The sequence below is a fragment of the Persicitalea jodogahamensis genome (assembly GCF_014651615.1).
GTDB classification, from domain to species: domain Bacteria; phylum Bacteroidota; class Bacteroidia; order Cytophagales; family Spirosomataceae; genus Persicitalea; species Persicitalea jodogahamensis.
This window is the reverse complement of sequence record NZ_BMXF01000002.1, coordinates 530,723-551,756: the sequence shown is the minus strand read 5'-3', so window position 1 is coordinate 551,756 and position 21,034 is coordinate 530,723. Positions and strand designations below refer to the sequence as shown.

Below are 21,034 nucleotides of genomic sequence, written 5' to 3'. Positions count from 1 at the left end.
TTCTTGAGTCCGTGAATGCATGAGTTTGTCACACGAGTCTCCGGCGGCACGAGCTCATAAACTTTAAACTTATAGACTCGTAAACTCCCTTTGATTCTTAACATATTCTGGCGAACTTCGCGGGAAAATTTGTGGGGCAGGAATATTTTTAGGACTAAATGCTTGATAATCGACGTTTTGTAATCATTACCTTTTTTGGGCTGATAGGCACCGCCTATCTTCTTCGTCTCTTCCATTTGCAAGTCCTGGACGACAGTTACTCGATCGAGTCGTCAGCCAACTCCATCAAGCGAATCACCGAAGTACCCTTTCGGGGGCAGATTTATGACCGCAACGGCAAGCTGATGGTCTATAATACGCCCGTCTACGACTTACTGGTAACACCTTATAAGGCCAAGGTGCAGGACACGCTGCAATTCTGCCGCCTTCTCAATATCGAGCGCCATACTTTCGACAGCCTCATGACGGCCGCAGCCAGTTATTCGCGCGCCAAGCCTTCGATGTTTATTCGGCAACTATCCCGGGAGGATTTTGCCCGCATCCAGGATATCATGGTGGATTACCCCGGTTTCGAGTTTGCCAAAAGTTCCATGCGTACATACACGGCCCCGACGATGGCCAATTCGCTCGGCTACGTCAGCGAGATCACCGGAGGACAACTGAAAAAACAGGAAGGCTTTTATTATCAGCAGGGCGATTACTACGGACAGAGCGGACTGGAAAGTTTTTACGAAAAAGAACTCCGGGGCCGTCGGGGCGTCAAGTTCGTAATGCAGAATGTAAATGGCGTAGTCAAGGGCTCCTGGAAGGACGGCGAACTTGATACCATGGCCGTGGCCGGGAAAAACCTCTACACGGGCATCGACTTCGACTTACAACAATACGCCGACAGCCTGATGGTCAATAAAGTAGGCAGTGTAGTGGCTATAGAACCCAGCACCGGACAAATTCTGGCCATCGTTTCCGCCCCCAACTACGACCCTAATAAACTAGCTACGCGTCACTTCTCCGAAAATTATCGGGAGCTAGCCGAGAACCCGTACAAGCCGCTGTTCAACCGTCCGGTCATGGCCAGTTACCGCCCGGGTTCCACTTTTAAGGTGATCCAGGCTTTGGCGGCCTTGCAGCAGGGCGCGATTTCATCCAACACAGCCTTTTCGCACGCCGGTGTACCCATGAAATGCCACGGCGGCGGTCACGGCAATAGCGTTCCTCAGGCCGTTCAGCACTCCTGCAACCCCTACTTTTACCGGGTTTTTCAAAGTATGCTTTACAATAACGACCTCAGCAATACCTATGAGGCATCCAGGACGGGGCTGGCCAAGTGGCACGATCAGGTCGCCAAATTCGGTATTGGGGAACGGCTCGGTGTGGACCTGCCCAGCGAGTACAAAGGCAGCCTCCCCGACGTGGAATACTACGACAAAGTGTATGGCGTGAAGCGCTGGAAGTTCTCGAATGTGTATTCGCTCAGCATCGGTGAGGGCGAGCTTTTGATTACTCCTCTGAAAATGGCCAACGTGGCAGCCATCATCGCCAACCGGGGATACTACTACACCCCCCATATCGTCAGTGGCATAGGCAAGAAAGACAATCCGCTGCCTGAGTACAAAATACGGCACGAAACGGGCATCGACAGAAAGCACTTCGAGACCGTCATCCCTGGCATGGTCGGGGCGGTAGAAGCAGGCACCGTGATGCGTCTGGCCCGAATTGCAGATGTGCAGATTGCGGGAAAAACGGGTACTTCCCAAAATAAAAAAGGAGCGGCCCACGCCATCTTTATCGGCTTTGCGCCCGCCGACAACCCCAAGATCGCCATTGCGGCCTTCGTCGAAAACGGTGTTTGGGGAGGGGTATCGGCAGCTCCGGTCGCTAACCTGGTCATTGAACGGTACTTGAAAGGCAAAACGGAAAACAAGGCTATCGAGAACTACATTCTCCACAAAAACTACATGCCCCACATAGCCGCTCCCGCTCCGAAAAAGCCCGAGATAAAAGATTCGACTAAGAAGAAAGAACTCGACACCCCGCTGGCCGAAAAGAAAGCTAAGCCTGTCTCCAAGACGAAGGAGACCACTTCACCAGGAGAGTAAGCGAGTGAAAAATATTCACTCATTCTCTAATTCACTCATTCAAAATCAGCAGGTGGCTCCTCGGAAAAATAAAACCTTAACGCAAAATCTCGATTGGATCGCAGTACTGATCTACATTCTCTGCGTGCTGATCGGGTGGTTCAACATCTATGCCGCTGTGTATAGCCCCGAAGTACCGACAGATATCTTTGATCTTTCGCACCGGGCTGGCGTACAGATGATGTGGATCGGCACGACGGTGCTGCTGATCATCTGCATTTTGGTTGTTGATTATAAGTTTTATGACACTTTTGCCTACGTAATCTACGGACTTTTCGTACTGCTGCTCATTGCGGTACTTTTTGCGGGTAGCGAAATCAACGGCTCGCGTTCCTGGATCAAGGTTGGCGCTTTTTCCATTCAACCCGCCGAATTTGCCAAGCTGGCCACCAGCCTGGCGCTGGCCAAGTACCTGAGCGACCCAGCGGTGAGCCTCACCCGCTCCTGGAAAGACTACGTTCCCATCGCAGGGATCATCTGCCTTCCGGCGCTGCTCATTCTTTTGTCCAACGAAACGGGCTCTATGCTGGTTTTTGCCTCTTTCGCCGTAATGCTGTACCGCGAAGGGATGCCGGGTATCATTCCCGCCGTCGGTATGGTGATGGCGATACTGATCGTGCTCACGCTGCTGGTTTTGAAGTGGTTTATCGCACTCGGTATTCTCGTAGTGGCTGGGCTGGTAATCTGGCTGATGCCCAAGGGTACCCGCAAAAACGGCGGCACCACGGCTACCGTAGTAGTGGCCGGGCTGATGATCGCGGTGGTATTTGGGATGGACTTTTTTATCAACAACGTCCTGCAAAAGCACCAGCGCAGCCGTATCATGGTCCTGGTAGACCCCTATTCCGATCCGCGCGGCGCGGGCTGGAATGTCATTCAGTCCAAGATCGCCATTGGGTCGGGGCGACTGGCCGGCAAGGGATTCCTGGAAGGTACTCAGACTAAATTCGATTTCGTTCCCGAGCAAAGTACCGATTTCATTTTCTGCACTGTGGGGGAAGAACATGGCTTCATCGGCAGCGCGGTAGTCGTTTGTTTGTTTGTAGGGCTTATAATGCGGCTGGTAGTGCTGGCCGAACGACAACGAACCCGCTTCGCGCGGGTGTACGGCTATTGTGTGGCGGGAATCATCTTTTTCCACTTCATGATTAACATCGGCATGACCATCGGTCTGATGCCCGTTATCGGGATTCCGCTGCCCTTTTTCAGTTACGGAGGCTCGTCGCTATGGTCGTTCTCCATCCTGCTTTTCATCTTCCTGAAAATGGATTCCCAGCGTCCCTACACTTTGTCCCGTACATAGTTATGGCGCTCATCAGCAAGAAAAAAATCCCCTATCGTATCAATACCGACCTGCGGGAGTACCTCGTCAAGTACCAGCGGGAAGTACCTTTGCAAATTCACTACACCGACCTGCTGCGGTTTTCCAACGCCATTTCGCTCTACGACAATAAGGGCAACGATACGCTCTGGATTTCGGTTTTCTACGATCCCGGCGACACAGCGGATATTTTTCAGGCGCTTAAAACCATTTATGCGCATCTGAAAGTCGATGGCGACCTCTCGATCCTGAAGCACCTCATGGTAGACCGGGTGGACCTCTGCACCTACGGTAATACGCGGCCCTTCCGTATCAGGATCGTGAATCAGATCAACGACAACTTCGATTATTTTTACATCAAGAATGCCGACGCTTCACGCGTGTATGGCCTGGAACTGGAAGATATTTTCTCGCCCAACCAGGTGAGCTACATGACCAGCGGGCAGTCGCTGGTAGAAGAGCATATCGCCGGGATTCCGGGCGATGTGTTTCTGAAGACCCAGATCGCCGACCTGAACCTGAATCCGATCCGGCTCTGCAAAGAGTTTGTAAAGTTCAACGAGCGTTGCTTCGTGCGGCTACTGGGCGATATGCATTCCAGTAATTTCGTGGTAGATATCACGCCCGACTTTGAGGAAATCTACTACCGCTTCCGCGCCATCGACTTCGACCAGCAGTCGTACGAAGGCAAAAAGACGGTGTATATGCCGCAGTATTTCAAGCAGAATAACACGATTATCGAATTAGGCATGAAGTACATGACCTCCGAAAGCGTACGGCAGTACCAAATGGAGGAACGCTCCCAGATCGCCACCCGGATGCGCATCGAGAAATCACGGGCCGATGACATCATGGACGTCATGGCCGACGACGTCATTTCTTCCTCTGAGTACGTCGCCCTGCTCCGCCGCGACCTCGCCCGCCACTACCGGCACCAGGCTTTTATGGATTGCCAAACCATGGGGCAAATCGTACGGACGAGTTTGATGCTGCTTTCGGCGCACTAGCTTTCTTGAGGCACAGAGGGGCAAAGCCAAAAAGGTACAGAGTTGACTTGCCCCGGCATACTTTGCGCCTTTGGAACTCTGGAACTTTGCCACTTCAAAAATCCATCTTCCCCGCCGCTAAGAACAGCAATATCCAGCCCGCAATCATGAGCAGGCCTCCGATGGGTGCCACCGCGCCAAACTTGGTGATGCCCGTAAAGCAAATCGCGTAGAGCGAGCCGGAGAAGATCAGCACTCCGCCCGCGAAGGCATAACCGGCCCAATTGAGCCATTTGATAGCGCCTATGTCAGCCCTCGTCAGCAAGACCCCGATCAGCACAATGGCCAGAGCGTGGTAGAACTGGTACTTGACCGCCGTTTCAAAAGTGTCGGCGCGGCCTGAGGCTTCGAGTGAGGCTTTCAGGGCATGGGCACCGAAAGCACCTATTCCGACAGCGAGGGCACCAATGATGGAGCCGAGTTGGAGCATAATTTTCATTTACTTTTAAGAAATTGTTTGATTGGGGCTTAAATGTAAGCAGAGGATCGGTATCACTGGCTATCCTGTCTTCTAGTTCAAAATCCTTTGTCGCTTTGCGTGATGAGAACTTTACTGCTCAAAATTCAACCCTGCAAAGCGGTGCGTATTTCTTCCAGAAACAATGGAAGTTGAATCCTTGGATCGCTCTTCAGGGTTTCAACGGGAATATAGCCACGATAGTCGGCATCCCTCAGGATTTTTACAATCTTTTTAGCGTCGGTTTTTTCTTCGACACCCTGGCGGTAGACACTTGCCTTAATCTGCCAGGTATAAGCGTAAGGGGCCAATTTGGCAATTTCTTCGTAGGGATCACCCGCCCGCAGGCTACCGATATCGAGATTGATACCCAACCATTCGGAAGGGATTTTCTCGCGGATGTAAAGTACCTGCTCCACGGTTTTGAGGAGTTCGTTGTGATTTTGCACGACAATCATCACGCCCGCCTTCTCGCCGAATCCGACGCATTTTCTCAAGCTTTCCACCGCCCGGTCAAGTGCAGGCTGGGTTTGTTCGGCCGGGACAGTTTTACCCGCAAAAACCCGGAGAACAGGAGCGTCCATCTTGGCGGCAACTTCCACCCATTTTCGTACCAGTTCAACGTCGGCGGCACGTCGGGTCGGGTCAGCATTGGCGAGGTCTGTCCGGATGCCCGTGCCACTGATATCCAGACCGAGGCGAAAGGCTTTCTTCTTAATTTCAAAAATATAGTTGTCCGATGGTACTTCGGGGTAGTTGGGAAAGTAGTAGCCCGTCGGATCCACGGCCGCGAAGCCCAGGTCGGAGCAGAAAGCGAATACCTCTTCCAGCGTCATTTCACCTTTGGTGAGCTGATCGTTGAAGGAGTAGAGATTGCAGCTTAGTTTGATGGGTACTTTATGAACTGCGGGATTTCCTGGCAGGATTGGCTTCCCGATTCTGGTACTCGAAGTAAGTATACCCAAGGGGGCAGCTTTCAGGAAACTTCGTCGGTCGAAATACATAACTTACTAAATATGAGTGAATTTCCTGCACTTCCATCAAAACTTCACGTAAAGCCCCAGCCCAGCCGGACTGGTAGAAGGAAGGCCAAGATTCAGGCTTACCGCAGGTACTTTGCCCGCGTACTGGTGATTGTACAGGTTAACAGCTTTTCGCAAGCTACGAAAACCAACGATTCGCGCCACCTGTCCGCCAATAATACCCGCTACCCCCATCAGGAGAAGCGCCCCCGCCCCGCCGCCAGCACTGGAATCGAACACGGAATTGACCGTTTGCACTGCCCCTACCAACCACATAGCCAGCCCCGCAGAGGTAGCTATGTACCAAGTTTTTCTGTTTTCCAGAAATTTACGATGGCTTCCCAGTATTTCTGGATTAGCACTCGCCAAAATATAAGGTTTAATAAAATTGGGAGAGTGTCGGCTCTCTTCCCCAACCTGATAAGAATGCATATCCAGATATAACAATCCACCAGGGAGTATAAGCGCCAGATAAGATAAACTGTCCATCTACCTCCATTGCAATTGTCGGCAATGTGTCGCCCGCCAAGGGCAGCACAAAAGGCGTGTCAGCTGGAACGGTGGGTGAGGACTGTCCATGCGAATTGGACATGGCAAAAAAAAGGCCGATGCCTAGCATAAACATGAGCAGTTTTTTTTTCATGGCCGCTCTTTTGAGAATTCGTAGATGCGCTACCAAAGATAAGAGAACTGAAATAAAAAAGGAGTTCGACGCGTGTCAAACTCCTTTTTTTCTTTACGGGTTTTCGTCCGGAAGCTGGCAATTATTTACTAACTCCACCTATTTGAATTACCTTTTCGGTCAAGGATGACTTAGGGGACAGTTCCAAAGGCTCCCAGATGATTATTTCATCGTCACAAACCCGCCGCGGGGCAGCACTTGTTTCCAGTCTTGTCTCCTCCATATCGCAGGAGCCGCAGCGGGCACCAATACGAAGGTAACGCTTGGCGATTTTTTCCGACACCATCATCGTGACACCATAATAGCAGATTGTGACCAAATGTGCAGCTGGTGCGGCTTCAACAGCCATGGGGGTATTCCCGAGGGCAATCCAGACTACATTGGTCTTCGGTGCGGTGTCTGCCGGACCGGTGGCAGCAAGTGAGAGAGCGGGAGCGGCCAGGAAAGCCAGCAAAACGAGGGTACTTAGCTTGCGCATAGAATTAATTGTGTTTAGGGGTGAAAGAATATTTACAAGATCCAATTTAAACTAAAAAAAGCTCAAATCAATATAATTATTCAATTTAATATTGATTAAATCTGGTAGTTGAGATTGCCCCCTTATATGAAGAAAGGCATCCGGTTTGGCCGGATGCCTTTCTTCATGGTTTTGAATTACAGGACAACCTTCATTCCGTTGAAATTCGTACCAAAAACCAGAAAACTTTTATTTCCCGATCTGGATAACCTTCTCCGTGCTGGCGGGAGCTTCAATCGGAATCAGGCGAGTATCGTCGCAAGGATCCACATCGGATGTAAGCAAGTTTCCCCCACACGGTTCTTTACACACACTTCCTTCCACGAGATAGCCGCCACTAGGCAATAAGGTTCTCGTATAATCTTCCATGTCACAGGAGCCGCAGCGGGCACCAATACGAAGGTAACGCTTGGCGATTTTTTCCGACACCATCATCGTGACGCCGTAATAGCAGATTGTGACCAAATGTGCAGCTGGTGCGGCTTCAACAGCCATGGGGGTATTCCCGAGGGCAATCCAGACGACATTGGTCTTTGGTGCGGTGTCTGCCGGGCCGGTGGCAGCAAGTGAGAGAGCGGGAGCGGCCAGAAAAGCCAGCAAAACGAGGGTACTTAGCTTGCGCATAGTATTAGTTGTGTTTGGGGTGAGAAAGATATGAAAAATTATAATACTCGCTCAATATAATACAAAAAGCAAAACCCACCCCCTTCAGTACTCTATGACTTAGTAAACGGTAAACGGCACAGAGTCAGAACTTCTCCTTGTTGATCATCGTCGCTGCCCCGCGTGTGGTGACTTTGCGCGTCTGGGCGTCCATGATTTCGGTACTGATTTCAGCCGTGTGCTTGTCAGGATTGATACTCGTGATAGTAAAAACTGCTTCATAGTCCGTATCGACAAACATAGGCCGCAAAAAGCTCAGCATTTGGCTCACGTAGATAGAACCATAGCCCGGATACTCCGTGCCCAGTACTTTGGTAAAGACGCTTGCCCCCAGCATCCCATGAATAATGGGCCGCTTAAACGCCGTCGTTGCCGCGTAATCGGCGTCCAGATGCAGCGGGTTCGTATCCCCCGTCACCCGCGCAAAGGCCTCCACATCTTCCTGACTAAACTTAAATTTGTGCGTAAAGCTGCTTCCTGCTTTCGCCTCAACCTTCAATTGTTCGTTCTCCATTATCAATCGTTCATTATTCTATGCCTCCCATCCAGTTCTTCAAAGGTTTGTAAAACAGGATCATCAAGATCCCAAAGCCCACGCCGAACAGGCAAACCTGTAAAAATAGTGCGGGCATCTCGGCGACATTGTCCTCAGAGAAGTTCCCCGAGAATAGCCCCGCGATCAGATTGCCCAGCGATGCCGCCACAAACCACAGCCCCATCATCTGGCTGTAATACTTTTTGGGAGCCAGCTTGGTGTAGGTACTAAGCCCCACCGGACTCAGGAACAACTCACCCAGGGTATGGAAAAGGTAAGTAAAAACCAGCCAGCCCAGACCCACCTGAATACCCTCCACAGCGTACTGCGCAGCCCAATACATGATGAAAAATCCGAAGCCCATCTGAATCAGGCCGAGGCCGAACTTGACGGGAACGTAAGGGTTGATTTTCTTTCGGTTCAGGTAAATCCACAAAGCCCCGATAGGCGCCGAAAAAACGAGGATAAAGAAGGCGTTGGCGGTCTGAAACCAGGAGGCAGGCATTTCCCAGCCGCCAATGATCCGGTCGGTGTGGCGATCGGCGAAGATCGTCAGCGAAGAACCCGCCTGTTCGAATCCCGACCAAAACAGCGCGGCCCCGATAAAGAAAATGAACAATACGCCCACGCGCTTTTTCTCGACCACGCTCAGCGATTTATCCAGCAGCCCGATGTAGGCAAAGTACAGGATGGTGATGCCGACGATGACATAGCCCATTACGTTGGCCAATTCGACCGCGTCCAGAAAGCCTGTCAATACCAAGGTAGCCATGAGAACCAATGCTCCGGCCACCACATAGAGGAAAGTTGGGCTACCTTTCACTTCCGGCGGCTCTCCGAGTCCGGCCAAATGCTTGCTGTTGAGCCTGAAGGCCACCACGCCCAGGAACATGGCGATAGCGGCGGCTCCGAAGCCATAGTGCCAACCGACCTTCTCGCCCAGGTAACCAACTACGGTCATGCCCAAAAATGAACCAAGGTTGATGCCGATGTAAAATATTGAAAAACCGGCGTCGCGCCGTGCGCCGCCCTCAGGGTAAAGATTCCCGACGATGGAGCTAATGTTAGGCTTAAGAAGTCCGGTACCGATGGCGACCGTGCAAAGTCCGGCAAAGAATATGGCATTGTTGCCCGGTACTGCCAGCAAAATATGGCCGATCATGATCACTATGCCGCCCCACAGGATGGCCTTTTTCTGACCGAGCATATTGTCAGCGATCCAGCCGCCCGGCAGCGTAAGCAGATAAACCGATGAAGTATAAAGTCCGTAGATGGCTCCACCCGTATCTTCCGGTAGTCCCAGAGCGCCGTCCGCTGCCGACTTAATAAGGTACAACAGCAGGATGGCGCGCATTCCGTAGTAGCTGAATCGCTCCCACATCTCGGTAAAAAACAGAACGTAAAGACCGCGCGGGTGTTTCTGATTGGTAACGGTTGATTCCATGTAGTAGATCCGGTAGTATACGGTGAAGGCTCGCAAGATAGTAATTCTGGTAAAACTTCCAGCTAACCGCACTTTTGCCTTATTTTGTCTTTCTCATTTTTGATAAAAAGCCCATGTCGCTGATCACGACTTTACAATCTTATTCGTCATTTAGCCCGGTCATTTCCGCCGACAGGCCTTTTCGTAAGCTTGACTTTACGGCTGGCAATACCGACCTGCCCGCATTGGACCTTACCGACACGACGGCATTTTCAGACTATGTTTTTGGTAAAATGCTGGACAATGGCCGATACGTGGGCGTTGGGGGCTACAACGAACACCGTGTGATCTACCGCCGCTCGGCGCACTTCGGCGACTATGCGGCGGAAGGGCGCTGTATTCACCTGGGGGTAGATATTTGGGCTGAGGCCCACACGCCCGTTTGCAATCCTTTGCCGGGCGTAGTACAGAGCATCGCCTTCAACGACAACTTCGGCGACTACGGGCCGACAATAATTCTGCGGCATGAACTGGATGAGTTCGTCTTTCACACTTTGTATGGCCACCTTACGCTGGCTTCGCTAGAACATATTTTTGTAGGCCAGGAAATTGGGGCGGGCGAGCCTTTCACCGCCATCGGCGACTACCCGGAAAACGGAAACTGGCCCCCACACCTCCATTTCCAGCTGATTACCGAATTAAGCGGCTATCACGGAGACTACCCCGGTGTGGCTTCCCTTACCGATCGGCAGACTTATCTGGAAAACTGCCCTGATCCTAATCTCATTCTCCGGATCGGAGCACTGGATTTTGGGAGTTGACGAATGATAAGCATATGATTTCGAAGTAGTTGAAAACTCGCATACTCCCGAATTTTTAACTCCGTCAAACATGGCACAAATATTGAATTCATCAGCGTTCGCTGTTCCTTTGCAAACAAATTCACCTACCCCCGAATGCTAAATTCTTTCCGGCCGATTGCCCTTCTGGTTTTGTCAATAGTATGTCATGCGGGTACTTTTGCTCAGGGATATATCACGATAAGCGGCAAGATTATTGACAAAACTACCCGGCAGCCCATTCCTTACGCGCACATCGGCGTCATGTCCAAGGGTTTGGGCACCATCGCCAACGAGCAGGGTGAGTTTTATTATCGCTTCCCTAAAATTACCGCAGGCGAGGACGTGACCGTGGCACACCTGGGCTATAAAAATCTGGCGCGGAAGGGGACCGAATTCGCAGCGGGCGATAAGGACGTGCTGCTGGAAATGGAAACGGCCCAGCCTGTGATCGTGGATAGTGCCTATGTAAAAAGCTTCGACGCGCGAGGATGGGTGATGGCGGCACTGGGCAAAGTAGGCAAAAACTACACCGACACCCCCATTATGATGACGGGCTTCTACCAGGAAACCCTGCAACAGAACGATGCTTATGTGGACATACGGGAAGCCGTATTGAAAGTAGAGAAAGATCCGCGCCCCAAGACCGAATTCCCCGAAAAGTACCGGATGCTGCGGGGCCGCCGCTTCGAAAGTACCTCCCGTGACAAGGCGCTTGACGACTATGAGTTTCCCAGCGGCCCGGCGATCGTCACACGAAGCCTGGACACGGGTCTGCCCGAATACCTGCTGGGCAGCAACCTCGCCGACTACCGCTTCCAACTGGACGACAGCATCGCATTTTACAATAATAAAGATGTCTATCAAATCCACTTCCGGCCCGTCGGCCCGCAGGTAAAGGGCGCGCGCAACGGTATTATCTGCATCAATAAAGCCGATTCCGCCATCGTGCGCATCGCCTATGACTTTACCCCTGAGGGCATGGATGAAGTTTTTAAAGGTTCGATGAAAAGCGCGATGGGAAAGATGCTTGGCAAAAAGCGGCGCGAAGCAAAGCGAGTAAGCAGCTTCACCAACTACCTCCCCTACGACGGCAAGTGGTACCTACAGGATTCGCAACTCCTCATCCAGACCGATTTCATAGACAAGAGCGATACCCTTACCGGAACCATTAAGCTTCATTTTGTGGCCAACGATATCCTGAAAAGCAACGGCAAGGCCGTGCCGCCTTCGGAAGTACCTCTCGACACTGCCTTATTCCCCTCCCAAAAAATCCCGAAGTACGACGAAGTCTACTGGTCCAATTTCAACCACATTATCCCTTCGGCGGGGATGAGGGGAATATTGGGGAGTTTGGTGAAATGAGTGGCAAAGTACCAGAGTGGCTTTCGCTATATTGCCAACTGATATACCTCTCCTTTATGCGCAATAGATACTTTGTCACTTTGCCACTCTGGTACTTTGCCACTCGAATCAAGCCATCAACTTAAACCCTTCCCCGTGTAGATTCATGATCTGAATCCCGGGATCGTCGCGCAGGTGTTTGCGGAGTTTGGTGACGTACACATCCATACTGCGAGCATTGAAGTAAGTGTCGTCGCCCCAAATCATTTTCAGGGCGTAGCTGCGGCTGACGGGCTGATTGAGATTTCGGCAAAAAAGTTTCAGCAGCTCTGACTCCTTACTGGTCAGCCGGGAGGTGGTACCGTTCCGACTGAGTTGCTGGTGTTCGTAGTCGAAGGAATAACTACCCACCTGAAACACGCTTTGCTCGGCCTCCTGCATCGTCTGCCGCTGATAGCGGCGCAGGATCGCCTCGATGCGCAGCAGCAGTTCATCCCGGTCAAAAGGCTTGGTAATGTAGTCGTCGGCTCCCAGGCGAAAGCCCTGAATGGTATCTTCTTTCATGGATTTGGCGGTCAGGAACACAATGGGAACATCACGGCCACTCATGCGTACTTCCTTGGCCAGCGAAAACCCATCCTTGCGCGGCATCATTACATCAAAAATGCAAAGATCATGCGATCCCTCCACAAACATCTGCCAGCCTATTTGCCCGTCGGTTGCCAGGTCGGTCGGATACCCCTTGTCGGTCAGGTATTCCTGTAACAATTCTCCCAGGTTCGGGTCATCTTCTACAAGTAATAGGTTGGGCATAGGTAGCGTTGGGTTATTTAAATTTGAACGAGTGAATTAGGAGTGTGGAATATTCTGAAAAACTCGCGAAAGCAATACTCACTCATTCACTAATTCCGACATTGATAATTGGCAGCCACACACTGAACACACTTCCCTGCCCGGCCTGGCTGGTGACATCAACCGTCCCACCATGCGCGGCGATCATCTTTTTTACATAACTCAAACCCAAACCAAAACCTTTGACATTGTGCAGGTTGCCCGTAGGTACGCGGTAAAACTTGTCAAAAATTCGCTGGATTTGCTCGCGGGACAGGCCCAGACCGTGATCGGCTACGGCGATGCGGATGCCGTTGGCTTCGTTGGAGGTACGCACGGTAAGGTGGAGTTCGTCGGGGGAATATTTGATGGCATTGTCCACCAGGTTGTAAAGTACGTTGGAAAGGTGCAGTTCGTCGCCTTTCACCAATTCTTCGGTAGCCTCAAAATCCAGCTCCACCTCGCCATTTCTCTGTTCAATCTGGACGCTCAGGCTATTCAGTACTTTGGCGATAACATCGTGCATGTTGACTTCCGCCTGTTTGATTTTCACCTCGCCCTTATCGAGCAAAGCCATTTGCAAAACCTTCTCCACGTGAGTTCCCAGCCGCTTGTTCTCTTCACGGATGATACCCAAGTAGCGGTCGATGCGGGCGGGTAGTTTGGCGGCAGAGCCACTAGCCGTCGGCCCGGTGTGGACGTTCTCTAGGGCCATGTCTGTGGCCAGGGCGATGGTCGAGATGGGCGTTTTGAACTCGTGGGTCATATTATTGATAAAGTCATTCTTGATATCGGAGAGCTTTTTCTGTTTCAGAATCGTGCTGACAGCCACATAAAAACAAGCCAAAATCACCAGCAGAAGTACCCCCGAACTGGCAAACATCGCGCTCATCTTTCGCAGGATGTATTGTTGCTGATCGGGAAAAATCACGTAAAGCAAGTTATTCCCACTGAGCATCTCGCTGGGAAATAGCGATGCCTTGTATGCACTTTGCTCCCAGGTACCCGAGTTGAGTTCAGCCGTCGAGAATAAAAGATTTCGTCCCGCCTGCGCCCGCACCGCAAACTCGTAGGGTAGCGTAATGCCGTTCTGCACCAGTTCTTTCTTCAACAAAGAATCAAGCAAGAAACGATTGACGCGCTCTTCGATGGGTCGCTGGGTATAGACCAGATCCTGCATGACTTCGCGAAGAAGCTGAGTGCGGTCCGACGGCCGGCGGTCCGAGGTTTGGCTGCTTCGTTTTTTTTCGGGAAGTGCATCGTACGGTTTCCGGGACTTTTCGGGTACCGCCGACTTATTCTCTTTGGCCAAAACGGCCTGTCCCCGCTCACCCTGCACGGATTGCAGGGCATTGCCCAGGTTTTGCTCTTCAACCAGGCGGCGGCGAATGAATTCGTCAAGACCGGCCGCGCCCAGGCGCTGCGCCTGGAAAAATTCCTCGATAATCTGCTGCTGCCGCTCGGCCATGATCCGGAAATTGGGGCTCAGCGCATCCGAAGGGGCAACCTCCATGAAGTACTGATAGCTGACTTCCCCCGAAGGTCCAATCGAAACCTCCATACCGGCAGGGCTGCCCACTGGCGCTCTGGATGGCGCCTGCCGCGCTGGCGGCCGGGCGGCGGCTACGCGCTCAGCTTGTTTTTCAGCGGGCTTGGGCCGCGATGCCTCGCTCACGCGGGTCATCTCTTCCAGTTTAGCCTTTTGCTGCTCATTATCGATACGCTGTTGCAGCAGGTACAACATTTCCTGCTTTTCCAGCCGGTGCACAACTTGCTGCACCGATTCGGCTACTTTATGGTTAAACTGCTCATTGCGTACTGCTATAGCCTCACTGATAAAGTACCACTGAAAGCCGATCAACCCGATCAGTGCCAGGCACATCAGCCCCATGATACCTTGTATTTTTCTTTTGGTCATTTATTTTTTCCAGAATGGGGTGCAACGTTTTCCTACCCGCTGCGACTTTATTGGTAACGATGCTGCCACCAGCATGCGTTTGGTTCATTACCGCCTGGTTTGCTTTGAAGGGCAAGCAAACAGGAAAGCTATACGAGATCACAAATAACAAATTTACGCAGCGACAAGCCACCAATTCAATCGTTTAACATCTTTTAACAACCTATTTCAATAAAAAGCAAACCGAAGAAAGCTATGAAAAAGACACTTGTGCGAACCGCGCTATTTTCCCTGACCCTGGCATACGCCCTCGGCACAGCGGCCACAGCCCAGTCGAAAAGCAACGAAAATGATAACAAAAAAACGAACATCAGGATAGAAGTCATCGGTAAGGCCGACGGCAAAACGCAGGTCGTGGAGCGCAGCTATCGGGTTGACGCCATGACGGAAAACGAGCAGAAAGAGTTTATCGATAAAGCGTTGGACTCACTCGCGGTAGATGGCATGAGTCAGAAGCGCATCAGCATCACGGTTGATGACAATGAGAACCGTATGCGCCGTCGGGACGGCGACCTGAGAATAAGAGGCTGGGGCAACAACTCCGACGAACCCATGATCCTGAGCTGGCGCGATAACAACGGGAATCGCCGCCCGAGTGAGTTTCATTTCGATACCCGCGAACTGGAAGGCAGTGTACGCCGGATGCAGAAAGATTTGGAGCCAAAGCTCAGGGAATTGCGGGCCAACGTGGAACCGAATATACGAATCATGGAAAGGAAAATGGAAGGCATGAGCGACCGCTTCGGTGATGTCTGGGGCAATTCCTTCAGTAACAGCAGTACCGTTCGTAGCCTGAACGCCTATGCCAACAACCCCGATAACGGAATGCTGAACCTGCGATTCAGTGTTCCCGATCAGGGCGATGTCCGCATCACCGTCACTGACACTGACGGCAAGGAGGTAGGAAGGAAGACCATCAAGGATTTCAGCGGCGAGTTTGTGGGACAAATTGAGTTAAAGAAAAACACCAAGGGAACGCTCTTCGTAACGGTCGTGCAGAATGAAGACGGCACTGTGCGCAAAGTGGTGATCAAGTGAGGCAGACGAATTGATTTTCCCCCGAAGCCCGTCCCTATTTTATCAGGGGACGGGCTTTTTTAGGTAAAAAAAACAAAAAAATAGCCTGAGCTAAGGCAGGAATTGTAAATTTGCCAGGTAGAACCCCTTTACTGACTGAAACGCTACCAACCGTGCGACTATGCTGAATATTGTACTTTTTGGCCCCCCGGGTGCGGGCAAAGGCACCCAAAGTGAAAAAATCATTGAAAAATATCACCTGATACACCTCTCCACGGGCGACTTGCTGAGGTCGCAGATTGCAGCAGGTACCGAGCTGGGGCTGAAAGCCAAGACACTCATGGATCAGGGGATTCTGGTGCCCGACGAGGTAGTGATAGGAATGATCGATGCCAAACTGCAGGAGCACGACGACGTTCCCGGATTTATTTTCGACGGCTTCCCGCGCACCGTCAAGCAGGCGGAGGCATTGGACGAGCTTCTCGAGTCGCACGGTGAGCAGATTTCGGTAATGGTGGCCCTGATGGTTCCTGATGAAGAGTTGAAAAAGCGCCTTCTGATTCGCGGTCAGACCTCAGGCCGCCCCGACGACCAGAACGAGGAAAAGATAAAAACCCGGATCTTCGAGTACAACAGCAAGACTACCCCCGTGTCGGACTACTACCGTCAGCAAGACAAATTCGTGAGCATCGGCGGGGTTGGCGAAATCGAAGAAATTTTTGATGCGATTTGTGAAGCGGTGGAGAAGGCTCAGGAGAGGATATAGAGTAAACAAGGAATACCAGAATTATTTGCTACCGTTCCAACTATTTGCCCGAATCGTGGGTCTCGCATTTTTTACAGGAAACACAAAGAGTAAAATTGAGGAATGGCTTCATCTAATTTTATAGATTACGTAAAGATAAACGCGCGTTCCGGCGACGGAGGAGCGGGTTCGCTGCACTTTCGCCGAGAGAAACACGTGAGCAAAGGCGGCCCTGACGGCGGCAACGGCGGACGGGGCGGACATGTGATCCTGCGCGGCAACGCTCAGCTGTGGACACTGCTGCACCTGCGCTATACCAAGCATATCAAGGCTGAGCCCGGTGGCAAGGGCGACGGAGGCCGGCGAAGCGGGGCTGAGGGCGAGGACAAAATCCTGGAAGTACCATTAGGCACCGTGGCCCGCAACGCCGAAACAGGAGAAGAGCTGGGCGAAATCACCGACGATGGGCAGGAGGTTATTCTGCTTCCCGGCGGGCGCGGTGGCTTGGGCAACGACCATTTCAAATCAGCCACTAACAGAACTCCCGACTACGCCCAGCCGGGCGGAGAAGGGCTGGAAGCCTGGATTATCCTGGAATTGAAAGTACTGGCAGATGTAGGGCTGGTGGGTTTCCCCAATGCCGGAAAGTCAACGCTGCTATCAGTGGTTTCGGCAGCACGGCCAGAGATAGCCAATTACCCCTTCACAACGCTAGTGCCCAATCTGGGTGTGGTGGCTTATCGTGACGATCTTTCATTCGTCATGGCCGACATTCCGGGAATTATTGAAGGCGCTTCCCAGGGCAGAGGCCTGGGATTGCGCTTTTTAAGGCATATTGAGCGAAACTCCCTTCTTTTATTCTTAATTCCCGCCGACAGTGAAGACCCTGCGGCTGAATACGAAACCCTTCTAAACGAATTAAGAGAATACAATCCGTCCCTTCTCGATAAGCAACGGCTTATCGCTATTTCAAAAATCGACTTGGTGGAAAATGAGGCAAGCGAAAGAGAAAAATTGAGGAGTGGATTACCGGACGACGTCCCCAATCTGTTTATTTCTGCAATAACGCAAGAAGGAATTGAACGTTTGAAAGACCTGATATGGACTACGCTCAACGAGCCGTTGTCCGTTAGCTAAATTTAGGTTCGGAAAGTTGTTTCCCGGTAGTTCTACGCTGATATTGGAAGCGTCTTTTTTATGGTGAAGGATTGAATGACATGAACTTTACGGTTAAGCTTACATTGGTTACATTAGTAACTATCCTGGGGTTTGTTCGGGCCGATGCTTACGCACAACTCAGTATTTCTTACCCGGCCAATCGAACGGTCCTCCAGCGGGATAAGAATAATTCGGCTACGGTATATATCCGCGGGAACTACTCCACACCCATCGATCGGGTGGAAGTGCAGCTGCGTGCCATCAACGGCGGCAGTACTTCCGGCTGGATGAATATTCAGAACAACCCGCAGGGAGGCAGCTATGCCGGCCAGGTAAACTGGAGCGGGGGCTGGTACGAACTGGAAGTGCGGGGGTGGCGTGGGGACCAAATCGCGGGCACCGCGACGGTGTCGCGCTTCGGCATCGGTGAAGTATTCTTGATCGCCGGACAGTCCAATTCCCAGGGTTATCAAAACTACGGAGGACCGGGAGCCAACGATGATAGGGTGAACACTGTGAACTACAACAATGTAAACTCTGCGAATGATCTGCCGCAACCATCCTTCGACCATCTCAACGCCGATTCCTACATTTCCCCCAGGGGCAATTCTGCCTGGGCATATGGTAAGTTGGGCGATCGTCTTGCCGAACGGTTAGGCGTACCGATCCTTTTTTATAATGCGGGCTGGTATGGCTCAGCAATCAAAAACTGGCGGGAGAGTATCAATGGCCAGACTTATTCTATATACAACGGCGAACCTTTCACGCCCTCGGGGATGCCCTACAACAACTTTCGGCTGGCCCTTCAGTACTACATTTCTGTGACGGGCATCCGGGCTATATTATGGCACCAGGGAGAAGCAGATAATTTTGCCAATACCGCCGGGACCGCTTATCGTAATGACCTTCGGGCCATCATAGACCAGTCCAGGAACGAAAGCGGACGAAACCTGTCCTGGGTCATAGCTCGGGTTACCTATGACAACCAACGGGGGAGCGACTTCGAGATCATCAAGGCGCAAAACGATGTTATTGCTTCCACCCCCAATACCTTCTACGGCCCGGAAACGGACAAAATACAGGCACCCCGGCCCGATGGGGCGCATTTTCAGGATATCGGACTCCACCAACTTGGTGATGCCTGGAGCAACGCTCTGAACGACGACTTTTTCTCCCGTTCGGAACCGCATAAGGCTGTTCCGCTACCCAGCGTGCGGGTAAGCTGCGGTGTCGGAAATTCGCTGTCGCTGACCGTCGAAGGCGGTAATTACACAACAGTCAACTGGAGCAATGGCCAAACCTCTGCCAACATCAACGTAGGTGGTGGCCGCTATGTAGCCAGAGTGCGCGATCAGGCGGGAAACATCATGTTCAGTCCTGCCGTGGAAGTACCGGGTCAAATACGCCCTTCCGTGCCAGTCATCCAGGTGGAGGGTGGCAGGAACAACATCTGTCAGGGAAGCTCATTGGCCCTCACTGCCGCGACCGACGGATTTGTCCGGTGGAATACGGGGCAAACTGATCGGCGGATCAGCGTCAATACACCCAATACTTACACGGTTACCGCTACCAACGCCTATGGTTGTGAAACTACCTCCGCGTCCGTTACGATAGGCGTGTTTTCTACCCCGCCACCGCCCAAGCCGAGCATCAATGTGTTGGGTACTACGGTTTTCTGTGCGGGAGGTGTTGTAAAGCTGGAATCTACGTCCGCTGTGCAGAGTTCATGGTCTAACGGACAGAACGGTTCCACTATTTCAGTAAATGACAGCGGTGATTTCCGCGTTCGGGCCGTGGACGATAATGGATGTCAGTCGCCGGAGTCCGATCCCGTGACAGTGAGAGTCAATCCTTTGCCCTCGCGTCCTTCGGTAGCGGCTAGTGGCAACACTACGTTTTGCGAAGGAGGCAGTGTGTCCCTTACCTCCAGTTACGAAAACGGCAACCGCTGGAACATTAACAGCACAGACCGTTCCGTGGTTATCAGTCAGTCGGGTGAATTCACCGTATCGGTAACGGATGACAACGGCTGCGTTTCCACCTCCTCGCCAGTGCGGGTGCAGGTAAACCCACTTCCGGCTGCACCAACCATTACGCCGTTGCGGCCGACTACTTTTTGCGACCGTGATTACACGGTACTTCAGTCCAGCGCATCCAACTCCTACCAATGGAGCGACGGGAGCGGACAGCGCGAGATAGAAGTCAGGAAATCGGGCGAGTACTCACTCACGGCTATTGACGGTAACGGTTGCCGTTCACCGCTGTCCCCAGTGGTACGAGTGACAGCCAACCCGCTGCCCCCTACTCCCACGATCACGGCATCGGGGCCCCTTACCTTTTGCGCCAGCGAAAAAATCACGCTTAAAGCCACTGATGCCACTGGTTACGTCTGGAACAGCGGCTCCACGAACCAGGAAGTCACCACTAACCTGACCGGTATCTACCAGGTAAGAACAAAGAATGAGTTTGGTTGCCTTTCTGATGCATCCAACACCTTATCAGTGAACGCGCTGCCGCTTCCCCAGGCACCCACCGTAACCGCTCTGGGCCGTACAACGTTTTGCCAGGGTGAGCAGGTACAGCTCACTACCAATGCGGATGGTACTTTTTCCTGGAACACAGGAGCGACTGGCCGTACCATAACGGCCACCGAGTCGGGCAATTATTCTGCTCAGGTACAAGGTCCCAATGGTTGTTTTTCACCTTTTTCCCAAGCTGTCAGGTTAGAAGCCAAGGCCAAACCGCCCCTGCCCGTTATCGAACAGGTGGGTACCTATACGTTGCAAGCGGGCATCAGCGTCGCGAATGAAAACTTCCTATGGCAAAAAGACGGTACGCCTCTGGCTGACTCCACAAGTCTTATCAAAGCAACCAGACCAGGAGCCTTCGCCGTAAAGGCTGCCATCACCTATAGCCCTACACTGGTATGTTATTCCGATGAATCGGCTATTTTTAACTTTATCCCCGAAGCTGACGGCAACGGTATCAGCATTTATCCAAACCCCAGTGAAAATGGCATGGTCATTGCGGAGACTCGAGAGGACCTGGAAAGCGCGACGATTCGGGTATTCGATTTAAAGGGGACGCCAGTGCGGACTATCATGGTGGATTCGTTTAGCCAGCGCCAACTGCTGGACCTTTCCAGCCTTCCGGGCGGCATGTACATTATGAAGATCAGCTCCGGTGTTTTTCATGCCACTCAGAAGCTGCTGATCAGCCGATAAAAGCGCGCAATCCCGGGTAGAGTTGCCTTTGCCAACAAATAATCCGCTACTTTTGCGGGCATTTTCTGGCGAACACTTTACAGATTTTTTTTGAAATCCGAGGACTAAAAGTTTTCGA

The 21,034-nt window shown here is 51.9% G+C and carries 19 protein-coding genes; 9 read left to right on the top strand and 10 right to left on the bottom strand.

The annotated features are described in order from the left end of the window. Positions 1–158 precede the first annotated feature (158 nt). Genes mrdA through IE117_RS12505 form a run of 3 tightly spaced genes read left to right on the top strand, consistent with a single transcriptional unit; the run spans position 159 to position 4,463 of the window. A complete protein-coding gene (gene mrdA / locus IE117_RS12515; RefSeq protein ID WP_189564743.1) occupies positions 159–2,096 on the top strand; it encodes a penicillin-binding protein 2 in 1,938 nt (645 codons plus the stop codon). A 52-nt stretch (positions 2,097–2,148) separates the two neighbouring features. Continuing rightward, the gene (gene rodA, locus IE117_RS12510; protein ID WP_229580799.1) at positions 2,149–3,438 is read left to right on the top strand and encodes a rod shape-determining protein RodA; all 1,290 of its coding nucleotides are present in this window, start codon (positions 2,149–2,151) and stop codon (positions 3,436–3,438) included. Between the two features lie 2 nt (positions 3,439–3,440). Next, the gene (locus IE117_RS12505) at positions 3,441–4,463 is read left to right on the top strand and encodes a hypothetical protein (protein ID WP_189564742.1); all 1,023 of its coding nucleotides are present in this window, start codon (positions 3,441–3,443) and stop codon (positions 4,461–4,463) included. 94 nt (positions 4,464–4,557) lie between these two features. On the opposite strand, the gene IE117_RS12500 is transcribed toward IE117_RS12505, so the two are convergent. From IE117_RS12500 to IE117_RS12465, 8 genes are all read right to left on the bottom strand, one after another. Then, positions 4,558–4,941 (bottom strand): DUF423 domain-containing protein, encoded by a 384-nt coding sequence (locus IE117_RS12500; RefSeq protein WP_189564741.1) that lies wholly within the window; start codon positions 4,939–4,941, stop codon positions 4,558–4,560. A gap of 125 nt (positions 4,942–5,066) precedes the next feature. Further along, entirely contained in the window at positions 5,067–5,963 is an 897-nt protein-coding gene (locus IE117_RS12495) for a sugar phosphate isomerase/epimerase family protein (RefSeq protein ID WP_189564740.1), read from the bottom strand. Between the two features lie 36 nt (positions 5,964–5,999). Further along, the gene (locus IE117_RS12490; protein ID WP_189564739.1) at positions 6,000–6,350 is read right to left on the bottom strand and encodes a hypothetical protein; all 351 of its coding nucleotides are present in this window, start codon (positions 6,348–6,350) and stop codon (positions 6,000–6,002) included. 10 nt (positions 6,351–6,360) lie between these two features. Continuing rightward, entirely contained in the window at positions 6,361–6,624 is a 264-nt protein-coding gene (locus tag IE117_RS12485) for a hypothetical protein (protein ID WP_189564738.1), read from the bottom strand. A gap of 121 nt (positions 6,625–6,745) precedes the next feature. Continuing rightward, complete coding sequence (locus IE117_RS12480) at positions 6,746–7,141, bottom strand: hypothetical protein (protein ID WP_189564737.1); 396 nt, start codon at positions 7,139–7,141, stop codon at positions 6,746–6,748. Between the two features lie 228 nt (positions 7,142–7,369). Further along, entirely contained in the window at positions 7,370–7,804 is a 435-nt protein-coding gene (locus IE117_RS12475; protein WP_189564736.1) for a hypothetical protein, read from the bottom strand. A 124-nt stretch (positions 7,805–7,928) separates the two neighbouring features. After that, positions 7,929–8,357 (bottom strand): MaoC family dehydratase, encoded by a 429-nt coding sequence (locus IE117_RS12470; protein WP_189564735.1) that lies wholly within the window; start codon positions 8,355–8,357, stop codon positions 7,929–7,931. A 13-nt stretch (positions 8,358–8,370) separates the two neighbouring features. Further along, positions 8,371–9,822: a peptide MFS transporter gene (locus tag IE117_RS12465; RefSeq protein WP_189564734.1), complete on the bottom strand. Its 1,452-nt coding sequence runs from the start codon at positions 9,820–9,822 to the stop codon at positions 8,371–8,373. Positions 9,823–9,935: 113 nt separating this feature from the next. Here IE117_RS12465 and IE117_RS12460 point away from each other — a divergent pair, with 113 nt between their 5' ends. Together IE117_RS12460 and IE117_RS12455 are read left to right on the top strand one after the other, a co-directional pair. Then, complete coding sequence (locus IE117_RS12460) at positions 9,936–10,622, top strand: peptidoglycan DD-metalloendopeptidase family protein (RefSeq protein ID WP_189564733.1); 687 nt, start codon at positions 9,936–9,938, stop codon at positions 10,620–10,622. A gap of 135 nt (positions 10,623–10,757) precedes the next feature. Continuing rightward, complete coding sequence (locus IE117_RS12455) at positions 10,758–12,005, top strand: carboxypeptidase-like regulatory domain-containing protein (RefSeq protein ID WP_189564732.1); 1,248 nt, start codon at positions 10,758–10,760, stop codon at positions 12,003–12,005. 108 nt (positions 12,006–12,113) lie between these two features. On the opposite strand, the gene IE117_RS12450 is transcribed toward IE117_RS12455, so the two are convergent. Beyond that, positions 12,114–12,797 carry a response regulator transcription factor gene (locus IE117_RS12450; RefSeq protein WP_189564731.1) on the bottom strand — a complete coding sequence of 228 codons (684 nt, stop codon included), beginning with the start codon at positions 12,795–12,797 and terminating at the stop codon, positions 12,114–12,116. Between the two features lie 82 nt (positions 12,798–12,879). Next, positions 12,880–14,733, bottom strand: coding sequence for a sensor histidine kinase (locus tag IE117_RS12445; protein ID WP_189564730.1), 1,854 nt, complete (start codon positions 14,731–14,733; stop codon positions 12,880–12,882). Positions 14,734–14,967: 234 nt separating this feature from the next. Here IE117_RS12445 and IE117_RS12440 point away from each other — a divergent pair, with 234 nt between their 5' ends. From IE117_RS12440 to IE117_RS12425, 4 genes are all read left to right on the top strand, one after another. After that, the gene (locus IE117_RS12440; RefSeq protein WP_189564729.1) at positions 14,968–15,810 is read left to right on the top strand and encodes a T9SS type A sorting domain-containing protein; all 843 of its coding nucleotides are present in this window, start codon (positions 14,968–14,970) and stop codon (positions 15,808–15,810) included. A gap of 160 nt (positions 15,811–15,970) precedes the next feature. Further along, on the top strand, positions 15,971–16,555 hold the full coding sequence (locus IE117_RS12435; RefSeq protein ID WP_189564728.1) for an adenylate kinase: 585 nt from the start codon (positions 15,971–15,973) through the stop codon (positions 16,553–16,555). A 102-nt stretch (positions 16,556–16,657) separates the two neighbouring features. After that, positions 16,658–17,671: a GTPase ObgE gene (gene obgE, locus IE117_RS12430; RefSeq protein WP_189564727.1), complete on the top strand. Its 1,014-nt coding sequence runs from the start codon at positions 16,658–16,660 to the stop codon at positions 17,669–17,671. Between the two features lie 80 nt (positions 17,672–17,751). After that, positions 17,752–20,916 (top strand): T9SS type A sorting domain-containing protein, encoded by a 3,165-nt coding sequence (locus IE117_RS12425; protein WP_189564726.1) that lies wholly within the window; start codon positions 17,752–17,754, stop codon positions 20,914–20,916. Positions 20,917–21,034: the final 118 nt, after the last annotated feature.

Coding starts and splice junctions, on each gene's coding strand:
- mrdA (WP_189564743.1), top strand. CDS start 159: ATGCTTGATAATCGACGTTTTGTAATCATTACCTTTTTTGGGCTGATA.
- IE117_RS12505 (WP_189564742.1), top strand. CDS start 3,441: ATGGCGCTCATCAGCAAGAAAAAAATCCCCTATCGTATCAATACCGAC.
- IE117_RS12500 (WP_189564741.1), bottom strand. CDS start 4,941: ATGAAAATTATGCTCCAACTCGGCTCCATCATTGGTGCCCTCGCTGTC.
- IE117_RS12495 (WP_189564740.1), bottom strand. CDS start 5,963: ATGTATTTCGACCGACGAAGTTTCCTGAAAGCTGCCCCCTTGGGTATA.
- IE117_RS12485 (WP_189564738.1), bottom strand. CDS start 6,624: ATGAAAAAAAAACTGCTCATGTTTATGCTAGGCATCGGCCTTTTTTTT.
- IE117_RS12480 (WP_189564737.1), bottom strand. CDS start 7,141: ATGCGCAAGCTAAGTACCCTCGTTTTGCTGGCTTTCCTGGCCGCTCCC.
- IE117_RS12475 (WP_189564736.1), bottom strand. CDS start 7,804: ATGCGCAAGCTAAGTACCCTCGTTTTGCTGGCTTTTCTGGCCGCTCCC.
- IE117_RS12470 (WP_189564735.1), bottom strand. CDS start 8,357: ATGGAGAACGAACAATTGAAGGTTGAGGCGAAAGCAGGAAGCAGCTTT.
- IE117_RS12465 (WP_189564734.1), bottom strand. CDS start 9,822: ATGGAATCAACCGTTACCAATCAGAAACACCCGCGCGGTCTTTACGTT.
- IE117_RS12460 (WP_189564733.1), top strand. CDS start 9,936: ATGTCGCTGATCACGACTTTACAATCTTATTCGTCATTTAGCCCGGTC.
- IE117_RS12455 (WP_189564732.1), top strand. CDS start 10,758: ATGCTAAATTCTTTCCGGCCGATTGCCCTTCTGGTTTTGTCAATAGTA.
- IE117_RS12450 (WP_189564731.1), bottom strand. CDS start 12,797: ATGCCCAACCTATTACTTGTAGAAGATGACCCGAACCTGGGAGAATTG.
- IE117_RS12445 (WP_189564730.1), bottom strand. CDS start 14,733: ATGACCAAAAGAAAAATACAAGGTATCATGGGGCTGATGTGCCTGGCA.
- IE117_RS12440 (WP_189564729.1), top strand. CDS start 14,968: ATGAAAAAGACACTTGTGCGAACCGCGCTATTTTCCCTGACCCTGGCA.
- IE117_RS12435 (WP_189564728.1), top strand. CDS start 15,971: ATGCTGAATATTGTACTTTTTGGCCCCCCGGGTGCGGGCAAAGGCACC.
- obgE (WP_189564727.1), top strand. CDS start 16,658: ATGGCTTCATCTAATTTTATAGATTACGTAAAGATAAACGCGCGTTCC.
- IE117_RS12425 (WP_189564726.1), top strand. CDS start 17,752: ATGAACTTTACGGTTAAGCTTACATTGGTTACATTAGTAACTATCCTG.